Annotated in this window: 11 protein-coding genes; 6 read left to right on the plus strand and 5 right to left on the minus strand. The window is 66.8% G+C overall.

All coding sequences use genetic code 11. The annotated features are described in order from the left end of the window. Window positions 1-22 precede the first annotated feature (22 nt). Window positions 23-3,991 carry an ATP-dependent RNA helicase HrpA gene (hrpA, locus tag ACTXPP_RS00825; protein WP_301520548.1) on the plus strand — a complete coding sequence of 1,323 codons (3,969 nt, stop codon included), beginning with the start codon at window positions 23-25 and terminating at the stop codon, window positions 3,989-3,991. On the opposite strand, the gene nrdR is transcribed toward hrpA, so the two are convergent. Further along, window positions 3,984-4,511, minus strand: coding sequence for a transcriptional regulator NrdR (gene nrdR, locus ACTXPP_RS00830; protein ID WP_301496951.1), 528 nt, complete (start codon window positions 4,509-4,511; stop codon window positions 3,984-3,986). The two genes, hrpA and nrdR, sit on opposite strands and share 8 nt — an antisense overlap. An 882-nt stretch (window positions 4,512-5,393) precedes the next feature. On the opposite strand from nrdR, the gene lexA reads away from it, so the two are divergent. Continuing rightward, on the plus strand, window positions 5,394-6,185 hold the full coding sequence (gene lexA, locus ACTXPP_RS00835; protein WP_301520547.1) for a transcriptional repressor LexA: 792 nt from the start codon (window positions 5,394-5,396) through the stop codon (window positions 6,183-6,185). A gap of 19 nt (window positions 6,186-6,204) precedes the next feature. On the opposite strand, the gene ptsP is transcribed toward lexA, so the two are convergent. Continuing rightward, window positions 6,205-7,911 (minus strand): phosphoenolpyruvate--protein phosphotransferase, encoded by a 1,707-nt coding sequence (gene ptsP, locus ACTXPP_RS00840; RefSeq protein ID WP_301498976.1) that lies wholly within the window; start codon window positions 7,909-7,911, stop codon window positions 6,205-6,207. A gap of 163 nt (window positions 7,912-8,074) precedes the next feature. Between ptsP and ACTXPP_RS00845 the strand changes: the two genes are divergently transcribed. Next, window positions 8,075-8,863 (plus strand): DeoR/GlpR family DNA-binding transcription regulator, encoded by a 789-nt coding sequence (locus ACTXPP_RS00845; RefSeq protein WP_301521015.1) that lies wholly within the window; start codon window positions 8,075-8,077, stop codon window positions 8,861-8,863. A 185-nt stretch (window positions 8,864-9,048) separates the two neighbouring features. Then, window positions 9,049-9,318, plus strand: coding sequence for an HPr family phosphocarrier protein (locus ACTXPP_RS00850; RefSeq protein ID WP_301521014.1), 270 nt, complete (start codon window positions 9,049-9,051; stop codon window positions 9,316-9,318). A gap of 58 nt (window positions 9,319-9,376) precedes the next feature. On the opposite strand, the gene ACTXPP_RS00855 is transcribed toward ACTXPP_RS00850, so the two are convergent. Both ACTXPP_RS00855 and hflX read right to left on the minus strand, forming a co-directional pair. Then, window positions 9,377-10,687 carry a uracil-xanthine permease family protein gene (locus ACTXPP_RS00855; RefSeq protein ID WP_443340446.1) on the minus strand — a complete coding sequence of 437 codons (1,311 nt, stop codon included), beginning with the start codon at window positions 10,685-10,687 and terminating at the stop codon, window positions 9,377-9,379. Window positions 10,688-10,726: 39 nt separating this feature from the next. Then, the gene (gene hflX / locus ACTXPP_RS00860) at window positions 10,727-12,139 is read right to left on the minus strand and encodes a GTPase HflX (protein WP_301521013.1); all 1,413 of its coding nucleotides are present in this window, start codon (window positions 12,137-12,139) and stop codon (window positions 10,727-10,729) included. A gap of 47 nt (window positions 12,140-12,186) precedes the next feature. Here hflX and ACTXPP_RS00865 point away from each other — a divergent pair, with 47 nt between their 5' ends. After that, window positions 12,187-12,966: a hypothetical protein gene (locus tag ACTXPP_RS00865; protein WP_301498363.1), complete on the plus strand. Its 780-nt coding sequence runs from the start codon at window positions 12,187-12,189 to the stop codon at window positions 12,964-12,966. Then, window positions 12,959-13,519, plus strand: a complete 561-nt coding sequence (locus ACTXPP_RS00870) for a hypothetical protein (RefSeq protein WP_301498365.1) — start codon at window positions 12,959-12,961, stop codon at window positions 13,517-13,519. The genes ACTXPP_RS00865 and ACTXPP_RS00870 overlap by 8 nt, the downstream gene beginning before the upstream one ends. Before the next feature lie 36 nt (window positions 13,520-13,555). Here ACTXPP_RS00870 and dapF read toward each other — a convergent pair whose 3' ends face one another. Next, window positions 13,556-14,440, minus strand: a complete 885-nt coding sequence (gene dapF / locus ACTXPP_RS00875; protein ID WP_301524782.1) for a diaminopimelate epimerase — start codon at window positions 14,438-14,440, stop codon at window positions 13,556-13,558. Window positions 14,441-14,459: the final 19 nt, after the last annotated feature.

Here is a 14,459-nt window from a genome sequence, read left to right on the forward strand (position 1 = left end):
GGGGTCAGGACGCAACCGGACGGTGCGCACCGGGCTGGACCGTAACCTGTCCTTCCCCGCGTCACTTCCGGTCTCCGCCCGCCGTGACGACATCATGGCCGCGATCCGCGACCACCAGGTCGTCATCGTCGCCGGTGAAACCGGGTCGGGAAAGACCACCCAGCTGCCGAAGATGTGCCTGGCCCTGGGCCGCGGCACATCGGCCCGGATCGGCCACACCCAGCCACGTCGTATCGCCGCGCGCAGTGTCGCCGACCGCATCGCCGAGGAACTCGGTGAGAAGGCCGGCGAGCCGGGAGGACGGGTCGGATACAAGATCCGCTTCGACGACCACGTCTCCGACTCCACCGCCGTCAAGCTGATGACCGACGGCATTCTTCTGGCCGAGATCCAGCGCGACCGGCTGCTGCGTGGCTATGACACGATCATCGTCGACGAGGCCCACGAACGCAGTCTCAACATCGACTTCCTGCTCGGCTACCTCCGGGAGATCCTGCCGAAACGTCCCGACCTCAAGGTCATCATCACCTCGGCCACCATCGACCCGGAGTCCTTCGCCGAGCACTTCAAGGCCGCCGACGGCACCCCGGCCCCCATCGTCGAGGTGTCCGGACGCACCTACCCCGTCGAGGTGCGCTACCGTCCACTGACCCGCATCGAGCAGTCCCCCAACGGCACCACGCGGGAGATCGAGACCGACCCCCTGGACGGTCTGCTGGACGCCACCTCCGAGCTGATCGCCGAGGGCCCGGGCGACATCCTGTGTTTCTTCTCCGGCGAGCGGGAGATCCGCGATGCTGCGGATGCCCTGAGCACCCGGAAGTTCCGCAACCTGGAGATCCTGCCGCTGTTCGGACGCTTGTCCGCCGCCGAGCAGCACCGGGTGTTCAGCACCGGTCCGCGGCGCCGGATCATCCTGGCCACCAATATCGCCGAGACCTCCCTGACCGTGCCGGGCATCAAGTACGTCATCGACACCGGCTACGCCCGGATCTCCCGTTACTCCCACCGCACCAAGGTCCAGCGGTTGCCTGTCGAGGAGATCAGCCAGGCCTCGGCCAAGCAGCGGTCCGGACGATGCGGCCGTGTCTCCGAGGGCGTTGCGGTGCGCCTGTACTCGGAGGAGAACTTCGAGACACGACCCGAGTTCACCGACCCGGAGATCCTGCGTACCCACCTGTCCAGCGTCATTCTCTCGATGACCGCTCTGGGTCTCGGAGACATCGCCGACTTCCCTTTCCTCCAGCCACCCGACTCGAAATCGGTACGCGACGGTGTCCTGCTGCTCAAGGAGCTCGGTGCCCTGGGAGATGACTCCGACGCCGGGCTTTCCCTGACCCAGGTGGGCCGGGACATGGCCCGGATCCCGACTGATCCGAGGCTGGCCAGGATGTTGTCGGCCGCCCACGAGCTCAACGTCCTGGAGCAGGTGGCGGTGATCGTCAGTGCCCTGAGCATCCAGGACGTCCGGGAACGTCCGTTGGAGCAGCAGGCCCGTGCCGACCAGCTGCATGCCAGGTTCAAGGCTGACTCCGACTTCATCAGCGTGCTGAAGCTGTGGAACTATCTCCAGGAGCAGCGCCGCGAGCTGTCCGGCAACAAGTTCCGGAAACTCTGCCGCGAGGAGTTCATCCACTATGTGCGGGTTCTGGAGTGGATGGACCTGGTCCGCCAGCTGCTCGGTGTCATCCAGGATCTGCGGTGGAAGATCCCCGATGTACGTCACTTCCGCGACCTGCACTTCGAGCTGGAGCCCCCTCAGACGCCGACCGACGGTGGGCGTCGTGGCTCCGGCGCGTCCCCGGACGAGACGAACGTGCACAAGGCGATGCTTGCCGGCCTGCTGACCAATATCGGTATGCGTCAGGGCAATTCCCGGCAGTTCACCGGGGCACGCAACAGTACTTTCGTGATCCACCCTTCATCGCATCTGTCGAAGAAACCACCGCAGTGGGTCATGGCCGCCGAACTGGTGGAGACCTCGCAGGTCTTCGCCCGCACTGTGGGCCCTCTGGTACCCGAGTGGATCGAGGCCATTGCCCCGCAGATGGTGCGTTACTCCTATGCGGAGCCGCACTGGTCGTCCAAACGTGGCGAGGCACAGGTGCACGAGAAGGCGATGATGCTGGGGCTGCCGATCATCCCGGACCGGCGGGTCAGTCTGTCCAGGACCGATCCGGAGGCCGCCCGGGAGATGTTCATCCGGCATGCCCTGGTCGAGGGCGACTGGCGGACCAACCACCGCTTCTTCCGTCACAACCAGGAGTTGCTGGAGGAGGCCGAGAGCCTCGAGGACAAGGCACGGAGGCGTGACATCGTCGTCGACGACGACACCCTCTTCGCCTTCTACGACGCGCACATCCCTGAGTCTGTCGTCTCCACCCGTCATTTCGACTCATGGTGGAAGAAGGCCCGGCACAAGACTCCTGACCTGCTGAACTTCTCGGCGGACGCGCTGATCGACTCCGATGGTGGAGCGGCTGCGGCACGTGAGTTCCCCGACACGTGGACCCAGGGAACGATGACCTTCGACCTGGAGTACGTCTTCGACCCGGGCGACGAGGCCGACGGCATCACCATGCGCATCCCGCTGCCGCTACTGGCCACCGTCGAGGAGGAACCGTCCCGGTGGCTGGTGGCGGGTATGCGTGAGGAGCTGTGCATAGCGCTGATCAAGTCATTGCCCAAGCCGCTGCGCACCAGTGTGGTACCGGCCGGTGAGTTCGCCCGGGCAGCCTTGTCCCGGATGACCCCCTATGACGGCGACCTCGGACAGGCCTTCGCCGATGCTCTGCGCCAGTTGGGTGGCAGCGGGATCAGCGCAACCGATTTCGACTACAGCCGGGTGCCCCGACACCTCCGGATGACATTCGCCGCGGTGGACCGCAAGGGCAAGACCGTGGCAACCTCCAAGGACCTTGGTGAGCTGCAGAAGAACCTGGCCGGCGAGATCTCCCAGTCCATCGCTGCCGCGGCTGCCCGGACGAGCGGCGGTACGGAGTCCGGCTCCGAACCCACGCCGGCCTCTCCTGGTGGCGCTGCGCGTCGCGGACGCTCCAAGGGAGCCCCGGGTAAGGGGAAGCAGGCTGACACCCGAGGGTCCGGAGCCGGTGGCACCGGTGCCGGTGTGCTGGCCCAGGCGGACAGCTGGACCGCGGAGACCTTCGGCACCATCCCGGAGTCGGTGGAGACCATCGTCGACGGCCAGCCCACGTCCGCGTATCCGGCGCTGGTGTCCGACAAGAAGAACGGGCTGCTGCTCAAGGCCTTGCCCACTGCCCAGGCGGCGGCGGGCCAGCAGTTCTCGACCGTGCTGGCGATGATGCTGGGGAAGTGCACGGTATCGACGAAGCAGATGATCAAGGGGATGCCGCTACGTCAGCGGGTCGCCATGGAGAACTACCCGCACGGTGGTGCGGAGGCCCTGGTGGAGGACTGTCGGGTTCTGGCATGCCGTGACCTGCTGGAAAAGCATGGCCCGGTGATCCGCGACCCCGACCGCTGTGCCACCGCACTGGAGGCCGCCCGCACATCTGGGCCGGGTGTCGTCCGGCAGATGGTGGTTGCGATCGCTCCGGCGGTGTTGGCGGTCTCGGACATGGCCGAGGAATTGCAGTCCTGGGATGGTGCGTCGATCACCGACATGCGCAAGCAGTTGGATTTCTTCCTCGGGCCGCACCGGGTGGCGGTGAACGGTGTCGGGCATATGCGTCACGTGCCCCGTTATGTCGCTGCGATGTCTGCGCGGCTGGAGTTGATGGAGACCGCCCCGGACCGCGAGGCCGACCTGGATAGCCAGATCCAGGAGTGCCAGGAGATGATCGAGGCGACCCGGAAGCGGCTGCCGAGCTCCCGGTCTGCGACGCCCCAGATCAAGGAGGTCGAGTGGTTGGTCGAGGAAGTCCGGGTGTCACTGTTCGCGCAGCACCTGGGGACCTCGCGTCCGGCCAGTGTGACCCGGGTGCGCAAAGCCCTCGACAAGATCAGGTGAGGTTGACGCCGTGCTCTTCGCTGGCCCGGTGGACCGGGTCTGACGGGTCTACCGGGTCGGTCGAATCGGCGGAATCCGAGGCCTTCCGTAGCATGGCGATCTCGCGCTCGAAATCTTCGGTGGATTTGAAGGACTTGTAGACCGAGGCGAAACGCAGGTAGGCCACGACGTTCAGTTTGCGCAGCGGTTCCAGGATCGCCAGGCCGATATCATCGGCGGCGACCTGCGAACCGTGTCGAGCACGGATCGACTGCTCAACGTCGTGGGCCAGCACCTTCAAGTCATCCTCTGACACACCGAGCCCCTGGCAGGCTCGACCGACACCACGGATGACTTTGTCGCGCCGGAACTCCTCGGTGACACCGTTGCGTTTGGTGACCAGCAGCACCGAACGCTCCACAGTGGTGAACCTGTTCTTGCAGTTCGTGCATTCACGGCGGCGGCGAATCGCGGACCCGGACTCCACGGTGCGGGAATCGACGACTCGTGACACATCGGAGCGGCAGGCGGGGCAGAGCACGGTGGTGCTCCCTTCGTGACAGGTTGGCGGATCGCTTCGTTGTTCACGATCCTACCGCTACCCCACCGAGCACACCCCCGGAGGTCATGAGCCCTGGGAGAGCTGACAGTGTCATGCCATAGCGGGCGTGGGAGAGGTCAGCGTGCCGAAGTATCCGTGGACACCGGGGCGACATCCACCGCCTGGCCACCGTGCGTAGCGCGGTCGCTGCTTCCTGCATCGATTCCGGCGACCGCCGCAGGATGATGGTCCACAGCTGGCTCGGGCTCCGAACCCGCGATGATCACCGGACCCGCACCAAGCAGCGCAGCGAAAGTGACGAGTGCGAGCAAACACACACCCGGCGATTCCGCCACCAGGTTCATTCGACGGCGAATCCTGGCCCATCGGCTCGCAACATCGAACGGGCGTTCCACACCGGAGGCGATCCGACGTCGACGTTCGCGGTCAGCTACGGTAGGCGTATGCACCGCACCACTGCCCCAGGTGTTCGAAAACGGGGCGGCAGAAGCTGACCGCACCGAATCCTGACCGGCCCAATCGGGGCGCCGGTACACGGGACGATCAGCGACTACAGTGTAGCGAGTGGTGTTGACTACAGCCATGACGACCTCTTTCTCCTGGACTGGCGCCGACCTTCGGACACCGTGGCAACCCCATGAGACCACCGGGGTCGGACACGAACACCGGGACACCGCCTCAATTTCGCCCGCATGTTCGAGAACCTTCGTTCGTTCGAAAATCTAGCACGCGCGTTCGAACGTGTCCAGCCTTATCGAGAATCTTTCGAACACAATGATGAAACATGTCCACCACCTGATGTATGGTCGAGCTAACGACCAGTTCAGCGGGTCGGCAACCAACGTCAGGGAGTGGGTCACAATGACAGAGAATCAGCAGATCCCGGCGGATTCCGCGGGCAGCACGCCAGCGGATTCCGCAGGCAGCACAACGGGGACACGGCGCCGGTCGGGGTCGCGTGCGACCAACGCCACCGATTCGAAGGGCCGCGAAAAGCTCTCGGAACGTCAGCGACGGATCATGGACGTGATCAAGGACGCCACCCGCTTCCGCGGTTACCCGCCGAGCATCCGGGAGATCTGCGATGCCGTCGGGCTGAACTCCACGTCCTCGGTCTCCTACCACCTGCGCGAGCTGGAGCGGAAGGGCTACCTGCGCCGCGAGGACAACAAGCCGCGGGCTGTCGACATCCGGGATTTCGAGGAAGACACCTCATCGCGTCCGGGGCCGAAGCCGGCAACGGCCCCCGCCCCCACGACTGCCCCCGAGGGCATGCCCTCGCCGTCCTTCGTCCCCGTCGTCGGTCAGATCGCCGCAGGCTCACCGATCCTCGCCGAGGAGCACGTCGAGGCGCACTTCCCGCTGCCCCAGGAACTGGTCGGCGGCGGCGAACTCTTTCTGCTGCAGGTGGTCGGCGAGTCGATGCGCGATGCCGGCATCTTCAACGGCGACTGGGTCGTGGTGCGGTCCCAGAAGGTCGCCGAGCTCGGCGAATTCGTCGCCGCCATGATCGACGGGGAGGCCACGGTCAAGGAGTTCCAGCAGGACGACAGCGGAACCTGGCTGATCCCCCACAATGAGCTCTTCGAGCCCATCCGGGGAGACAACGCCGACATCCTCGGCCGTGTCGTGGCGGTCCTCCGCAAGATCTGACCGGTTGCTCCCGGGCGGGTCAGCGTCCGATCACTGCCGCAGCCGCGATGCGGGCTTCCTCAGCCCCTTCAGCGTCCAACGCTGCGGCGGCCATCTCCCGGCAGGTCACGAAATCAACCTCGCCCAGCTGTGCGCCCACCGCCGCCAACGCCGGGGTCGCCGCCGACAACGAGGTGACGCCGAGCCCTGCGAGCACACAGGCCAGCAACGGGTCGGCGGCCGCCTCACCACAGACTCCCACCGCGGTCTTCGTCACCGCGCCTGCACGACAGGTGGTGTGCACCAGGTGGAGCACCGCCGGCTGCCAGGGATCGGTGAGATACGCCAGCGAGGACGACAACCGGTCCGCCGCCATCGTGTACTGGGTCAGGTCGTTCGTGCCGATCGACACAAAGTCCAGGTGGGACATGATCTTCTCGGCCATCATCGCCGCCGCCGGCACCTCGATCATCGCCCCGGCGGTCAATCCCCGACTGTGGCACAGCTCAGCGAACCAACGGGCCTCCTGCACTGTGGCCACCATGGGTGCCATCACCCAGGTCTGCCCCCCACGCTCCGCCCTTCCGGTGCTCTCCACCGACAGAGCGATCCCGTCAAGCTGGCGCTCCAGCAACGCCTTGTTCCCCCGGGCGATACGCAGACCACGTACTCCCAGAGCCGGGTTCTCCTCGTCCTCGGCATCCACGTACGGCACCGGCTTGTCGGAGCCGGCATCCAACGTACGGATGACCACCTTGCCCTCAGGGAACGCCGACAACACCGAGGCATAGCGCTCTGCCTGCTGCTCCACACTCGGTTCGGCGGTCTCACTGAGGAAACTCAGCTCGGTGCGGAACAACCCGATGCCCTCGGCGACCGACTCCGCAGCCTGCATGGCGGTGTCGCCGTCCTGCACATTCGCCAGCAACTGCACCCGGTGACCGTCCGAGGTCTGCGCCGGACCACTCCAGCCCCGGACCTTCTCCGCCAACGCCGCCGCCTCAGCGACCCGACGCTCGACATCCTCGGCCGGCACGCCGGTCTCAATTGTTCCGGCAGCAGCATCCACCAGCACCTCGGTCCCGTTGGTGATGTCCGCCAGCCCCTTACCGACGGCGACAACGCACGGAATGTCCAGTTGTCGGGCGATGATCGCGGTGTGGCTGGTGGCCCCACCTTTCTCCGTGATCACGGCGACGATCAACTCGGGGTCGAGGGTGGCGGTGTCCGCTGGCGCGAGGTCGTCGGCACACAGGACATGTGGGGTGGTGACCTCCGGGATTCCCGGCTCCGGTTCGCCCCGGAGTTCGGCGATCACCCGATCGCGGACGTCCTTCAGGTCGGTCACCCGCTCGGCCATCACACCCCCGGCCTTGAGGAAGAGGTCCACGAAATCATCCGTGGCCTGACGCACCGCGTACTGGTTGGTCTGCCCGGCGTTGATCGCCTTCTTGACCTTCTTCGCCCACGCGCGGTCCCGGGCGATGGCCACCGTCGCCTCGAGGACCTGGCGGGCGTGCCCCTCCACCGTCTCCGCGCGTGCGCTGAGCCGACCGGCGACGGTGTCGACCGCCGCAGTGAAAGCCTCGAACTCGGCCTCACGCTGGTCCTCGACGACCGTTGCATCCGCCTCCGGAAGCTCGGGACGCTCGGTCGCCCACGTCACCGGCGCATAGACGGTGCCGGTCACAACGGACTTCCCCGTGAGAATCCGGACGCCGGAGGTGCCTTCTGCCGTATCTGCCATGGTGTCGAATCTCCCGCCATCGATCGGTGCAAAACTGTGCTGCAGACCACGTTACCCGGTTCGCGACGAGGACCGCCGGGCCCTACCCCGGGGTTGAAACCCCACCCCCGTTGTCCTACCGGCCTACGGACCGCGGACCTCCCCTGCCCCTAGACTGAAAGCCATGTACTCAGAGGAACGTCGACGGCAGATCGCCTCGCTGACCGCCGTGAACGGTCGGGTGACTGTTGCCGAACTCGCCGAACGCTTCAACGTCACCCCCGAGACGATCCGTCGTGACCTCACTGTGCTGGACAACGACGGGGCGCTACACCGGGTCCACGGCGGCGCGGTGCCGACGAACACCTACCAGACCACCGAGACCCCGATCGAGCTCCGCGGCTCGACCTCCACCGAGGCGAAGATCCGCATCGGGCGTGCCGCTGCCGCCCTGCTCCCCAGGTCGGGCACCGTGTTCCTCGACGCCGGGACGACGACGGCCATGCTCGCCCACGCCGTCGCCGAAGCCGGCACCCCGGAGGACAATCCCTTCCGCGACCTCACCGTACTGACGAACTTCCTGCCACTGGCCGTGCGACTGTCGGCAGCCGGACTCAACGACGTCCAGTTGGTCGGTGGGCACATCAGGCCGATCACCCAGGCTGTCGTCGGCGACATCGCACTGCGCACCATCGGCGTGCACCACGCGGACGTGGCCTTCATCGGCACCAATGCCCTGTCGATGGATCACGGGCTCTCAACCGCCGACGCCGCCGAGGCCGCGATGAAACGGGCCATGATCGCCAACGCCTCCCAGATCATCGCAATGTGCGACTCCACCAAGTTCGGCCGAGACTACCTCGTCAGTTTCGCCACCGTCCCGGAGATCGACATCCTGGTCACCGACGACGACGCACCCGCACAGTACCGCGAGGCACTCATCGCCGAAGGTGTCGAGGTCGTCCACGCTTAAGGCCCTCGCAGCGTTATCGCCGCTAGGTCCTGTTTCCATTTCCCCCCGCCGCAGGGCGTACCACCCATACAACCGCCCACACGCTACCGCGGACGCGGGTTTTCGATAGGCTGACGGGGTACAGAGAACCGTCGCAACCGTTCCTCCGGGAGAGTTCTTCCGAGACGTGAGAAAAGAGAAGCATCATGGCATCGACCACCGTCACCGTCGGCTCTGCCGTCGGCCTCCACGCCCGTCCGGCCACCATCATCGCCGAGGCCGCCGCCGGCTACGACGACGAGATCCTGCTCTCCCTGCCGGGGGAGGACGACGAGGAGCCCTCGGACGCCAGCTCTTCGCTGATGATCATGGCCCTGGGTGCCGAGAAGGGCGATGAGGTGACCGTGACCTCCGACAACGCCGAGGCTGTCGAGGCCATCGCCGCGCTGATCGTCAAGGACCTCGACGCCGAGTAGTCTTTCCCACCCCCACTCCTGCCGGCAGGTCGTCCCGTGGCCTGCCGGCTTTGGTGTCTCAGCTACGCAGGTAGTAGTCGCGCACCGAGAAGTCGCGTCCCTCGCCGACATGCTCGTAGAGCCACTTGAGCACCGGGTAGCCCACGATGATCCCCACCGAGCCCCACATGATGCCCTCCAGGGACAACGAGCCGATCTCGATGGTCAGGTTGCCGATTCCGGCGACCAGGGCAGCCGCCGCAGCGGCGAGGTTCACCGGGTTGGTGAGGTTGACGTTGTTGTCCTGCCAGATCCGGATACCCAGCAGGCCGATCATCCCGTAGAGGACCATCGTGGCCCCGCCCAGTACGCCGACGGGGATGGTGTTGATGACCGCTCCGAACTTCGGGATGAAAGCCAGCGCAATCGCCGTGACTGCCGCCACCCAGTAGGCCGCGGTCGAGTAGACCTTCGTCGCCGCCATCACACCGATGTTCTCTGCGTAGGTGGTGGTACCCGAACCGCCGAGACCACCGGCCAGGGTCGTGGCGATGCCGTCACCGATCAGGGCCGGACCGGTCTCACCGTCGAGGTTGCGTCCGGCCATCCCGGCCACGGCCTTGACGTGCCCGACGTTCTCGGCGATCAGGACGACCACCACCGGCAGCGTCAACAACACCGCGCTGAGCTGGAACTCAGGGGTGGCGAACTGCGGCAACCCGATCCAGTCGGCCTCGGCGATGGTGTCGGCCGCCCCGTCCGCCAGATTGCCGGAGACCACGGCGAAGAGCCAGCCGATGATGACTCCGATGAGGATGCCGAGACGTCCGACCATCCCACGCCCGGCCACGGTCACGATGAGGACGGCGGCGAGGGTGACCGCGGCGACCAGCGGCTGCTCCGAGAAGTTGGATGCCGCGGTCGGTGCCAGGTTCAGGCCGATCAGGGCGACGATGGCACCGGTGACCGCCGGGGGCAGTACCGCATCAAGGAGACGTCGTCCGGCGGCGGCGACGATCACGCCAACCAGGATCAGCACCAGGCCGGCGACCATGACACCGCCGAGCTGGGCGGCGAAACCGTCCTGCTGGGTGGCGGTCAGCGGGGCGATGAAGGCGAAGGAACTGCCCAGGTACGACGGCACCCGGTTGCGGGTGATCAACAGGAAGATGATCGTGCCGAGTCCGGAGAACAGCAGGGTGGCGTTCACCGGGAAGCCGGTCAGGGTCGGCACCAGCAGCGTGGCGCCGAACATGGCGATGACATGCTGCATGCCGATACCGATCGTGCGTGGCCAGGTCAGTCTCTCATCGGGGGCGACCACGGCCCCGGGCTGGATGGTCTTGCCGTCGCCGTGCAGCGTCCAGCCGAAGAAGGGGTTGTTTTTCACGCGGTTGATGATACCCGGTCAGGCCCCCGGAACCTGGTCTCAGTCGGTGACGCGGAACTCCTTGAGTTCCGCCGCCAGCACGCCCGGCAACCGGACGTCCACCCGGGTGCCGTCCTCGGTGTACTCCTCGTTGAGCACGGTGCCGTACTCGTGCAGGCGGGCCACGACATCGCCACGGTGGAACGGGACCTGCAGGACGACCCGCTCATCCAGGGAATTGAGGAACAGCTCCAGCCGACTCTCCAACTCCTCGATCCCCTCACCGGTGGCCGCGGAGACGAAGACGACATCGTCGAGGCGACTGCGCAGCTCCGCCAGCACGACCGGGTCGGCCTGGTCGATCTTGTTGACGACCAGGATCTCCGGCGGGGCCTGCTCCCCCACTTCCTCGGAGATCTCCCCGATGACCTTGTTCACCGCGGCGATCTGCTCCATCGGGAAGGGGTCGGAACCGTCAACGACGTGCAGTACGACATCGGCGGCCATGACCTCCTCCAGTGTCGAGCGGAAAGCCTCAACCAACTGGGTCGGCAGGAAGCGGATGAAACCGACGGTGTCGGAGAACACCACGGCCCGACCGTCGGCGAGCTCGGCACGCCGGGTAGTGGGGTCCAGGGTGGCGAACAGGGCGTCCTCCACCAGCACACCCGCCCCTGTCAGGGAGTTGAGCAGTGAGGACTTTCCGGCGTTGGTGTACCCGGCGATGGCGATCTTGGCGATCGCCGAGGAGTCACGGCGGCTGCGCTTGACGTCGCGGGCCTTCTTCATGCTTGCGATCTCGCGGCGCAGCCGGGCCATCTCGGTACGCAGCCGTCGACGGTCGGCCTCGATCTTGGTCTCACCGGGGCCACGCAGACCCACACCACCGTTGGTTCCGGCACGACCGCCGGCCTGTCGTGACAGGGCGCCACCCCAGCCACGCACCCGGGTGATCAGGTACTCCAGCTGGGCCAGGGCGACCTGCGCCTTACCTTCCTTGGACTTGGCGTGCTGGGCGAAAATGTCGAGGATCAGCATGGTCCGGTCAATGACCTTGACGTCCAGCGCCTTCTCCAGGGCGATCATCTGGCCGGGGCTGAGCTCACCGTCGGCGATGACGGTGTCGGCACCGGTCTCCACGACGACCTGGCGGAGCTCCTCGACCTTGCCGGAACCAATGTAGGTTCCCGCGTCGGGCTTGTCCCGCCGCTGGTAAAGCATGTCGGCGACCTCGGAACCGGCGGTCTCCGCCAGTGCGGCGAGCTCGTCGAGCCGCGCCTCGATCTGCGCGAGTGAGCCGTCGGTCCACACGCCGACGAGCACCACTTTCTCCAGGCGGAGCTTTCGGTACTCTACGTCGTAACCGTCGTCCTGCTCGGTGGAGTGGACGTTGGTTCCGCGGGTGAGTCGGCGAAGACTGGAGCGCTGTTCAAGGTCCAGATCGCCGACGGTGGTCTCTTCGTTGTCTGTCATCCCCCTCCATCTTTCCACGTCTGCGCCCAGAGAGTAGGATCGCACCTATGATTCCGGAGTTGAGGAGTGTCGGGCTGGAGTTCACCCGATGGCAGGACGCACTGGAGGCCGCCTACGGGTCAGGGGCTCTACGGGTCACCGGGGAGGTCCGGGACGGCCAGGTGCTGCAGTACGACGACCCGAGTGGGGCACGGCTGGTGATCCTGGCCGTGGAGCCCTACGGATCCTTCGCCAGCTTCAGTGGCGGGGTGGAGACCGCTGCGCACCTGAGCATGATCGACGACATCGTCGGTGTGCTCGACATCGTGGCGGACACTCCCCTGCTGCAGGTCCGTGGTCAGGGCGCGCCGGTGATCGCCTCGGTCACCGCGACGGTCGCCCAGGGCCCGCTGCTCTCGGAGGAGGGTGCGCTGGAGTACCAGCCGGTGCAGGTGTCCGCACTCGCCGCCAACGTCGGCGTCCACACCACCCCGGAGGACGCCGCGATGGCCGGCGTCCTCCGGGTCGGCACCGTGGAGTCCAAGGGCATGGCCGACCTGAACTCCGGCGCCACGGCACCGCACTCCACGGCCACCATCGCCGTGGAGGTCGCCTCGGCCGACCGCCGGACGACCGCACTGACCGGACAGCGTTTCTGGGTGTGCACCGTCAACGCCCCCTTCGCCTTCACCGTCGTGGTCCCTGATTCCCCCGACACCCCGGAGATCACCACCGGGACGATCTTGTCCGGCGATGTCCAGTTCACCGCCACCGCCGTTGATCCGGCGTCCTGCTCTTCCGGAGGCTGCGGCTGCGGGTCAGGAGGCTGCGGAGGATCCTGTGGCTGATGACCGGCCCCAGCTAAGCCACTCCGCGGTCAACCACACCACGTCCCGCCGGATCACCGCCCGCGGACACCTGGTGGCGCTGCTTGTTCTGACGGTGGTGAGCCTGGTGCTGGTTCGCGCCCTGGGGGTGGTGGGGGTTCTGCTGACCTGCGCAGTCGTCGTTGTCGGCACCGCGTTGGTGCTGCGGCGTGACTCCGCCCATGAGCTGGAGTCGCTGCGGAACTCCGTCGCCCTGTCCTCCACCGATGTCTCGGTCGTCCTGGACGACTGGGAGACGTTCCGGCGATCCCACGCGCCCGAGCACGTCCGCGACCGGGAGGTGCACCGTCCGACCCTGCTCGACCCGGCGTCGGAGGTCTCCAGCGTGCGTCGCTTCCACTCCGCCGCCGACGCATGCGAACAGTTCCTGAATGAGCTTCCGGACCGGGCGCGGGAGTTGACCGATGTGTCATCGTTGACGGCGCTGCTCACCGAGACAGACCAGCGTGCGGTGGCGCTCAGCTCGATGTGGGAGCGCGCCCGCCGGGACGCCGCAGAGGCCCGCCGAGGCTGATCTCCCCGCCGGGCTCTCGGTCACCCCCGGCCGGACTCAGACGGTGACGCGGGTGGAGAACACCAGGCGGGACGGGCCACGCAGCACCGCCGGGCCCTCGGCGCTCAACGTCACCTCGACCTCGCCGCCGGGGATCACCACCCGCACCGTCCGGTCGGCTGCGGCCGCCCCTGCTCCTCCGTCCTGCCCGCTGTTCCGTTCCGCAGCAACAGCGGCGACAGCGGCGGCGACCGTCCCCGTCCCGCAGGACAAGGTCTCCCCCACCCCTCGCTCGTGGACACGCATATGCACTGTGCCATCGTCCAGCGCGGTGACGAGTTCCAGGTTCACCCCGTCCGGGAACACCCGGTCATCCCACGTCGGGACCAGACCGACATTGAGGGCCGCCAGCCCGGCCGGATCCAGGCCCGGGACGACACACGCCAGATGCGGGTTGCCCATGTCCACGGCCAGTCCCTCGAAGGTGACGTCGTCCTGTCTCGCCACGGAGGTACCGAAGGTCCGCGGCACGCCCATCCCCACACTCACCTCGGCGTCCGTGGTGTCGGCGGAATGCACGACCACGTCGCGGCGTCCGGCGCGGGTGCCGACCGGGATCTCGGTGGCGTCGGTGAACCCCAGGGCGCGCAGCGCGTGGCTGAACACGCGGACGCCGTTGCCGCACATCTCGGCGATCGAGCCATCGGCGTTGTAGTAGTCCATGAACCAGTCGTCGGCATCCACACCCTCAGGCAGAGCGTCCAACACCCCGGCATCGACCAGGACGCCGGCGGTGGCGATACGGATCACCCCGTCCGCGCCGACACCGCGGTGCCGGTCGGCCAGGGCCTGGATGCGTTCGGTGGTCAGCTCCAGGTCTGCGCCTGGATCCGGGACGACCACGAAGTCGTTGCCGGTGCCGTGGCCCTTGACGATGTCGATCTCAACCATGACACCAGAG

It is taken from the genome of Candidatus Corynebacterium faecigallinarum, from assembly GCF_052264515.1.
Lineage (GTDB): Bacteria > Actinomycetota > Actinomycetes > Mycobacteriales > Mycobacteriaceae > Corynebacterium > Corynebacterium faecigallinarum.

What these genes read in the sequence shown, in the direction of transcription:
- lexA (WP_301520547.1), top strand. Translation starts at nt 5,394, where the DNA reads ATGACAGAGAATCAGCAGATCCCGGCGGATTCCGCGGGCAGCACGCCA.
- ptsP (WP_301498976.1), bottom strand. Translation starts at nt 7,911, where the DNA reads ATGGCAGATACGGCAGAAGGCACCTCCGGCGTCCGGATTCTCACGGGG.
- ACTXPP_RS00845 (WP_301521015.1), top strand. Translation starts at nt 8,075, where the DNA reads ATGTACTCAGAGGAACGTCGACGGCAGATCGCCTCGCTGACCGCCGTG.
- ACTXPP_RS00850 (WP_301521014.1), top strand. Translation starts at nt 9,049, where the DNA reads ATGGCATCGACCACCGTCACCGTCGGCTCTGCCGTCGGCCTCCACGCC.
- hflX (WP_301521013.1), bottom strand. Translation starts at nt 12,139, where the DNA reads ATGACAGACAACGAAGAGACCACCGTCGGCGATCTGGACCTTGAACAG.
- ACTXPP_RS00865 (WP_301498363.1), top strand. Translation starts at nt 12,187, where the DNA reads ATGATTCCGGAGTTGAGGAGTGTCGGGCTGGAGTTCACCCGATGGCAG.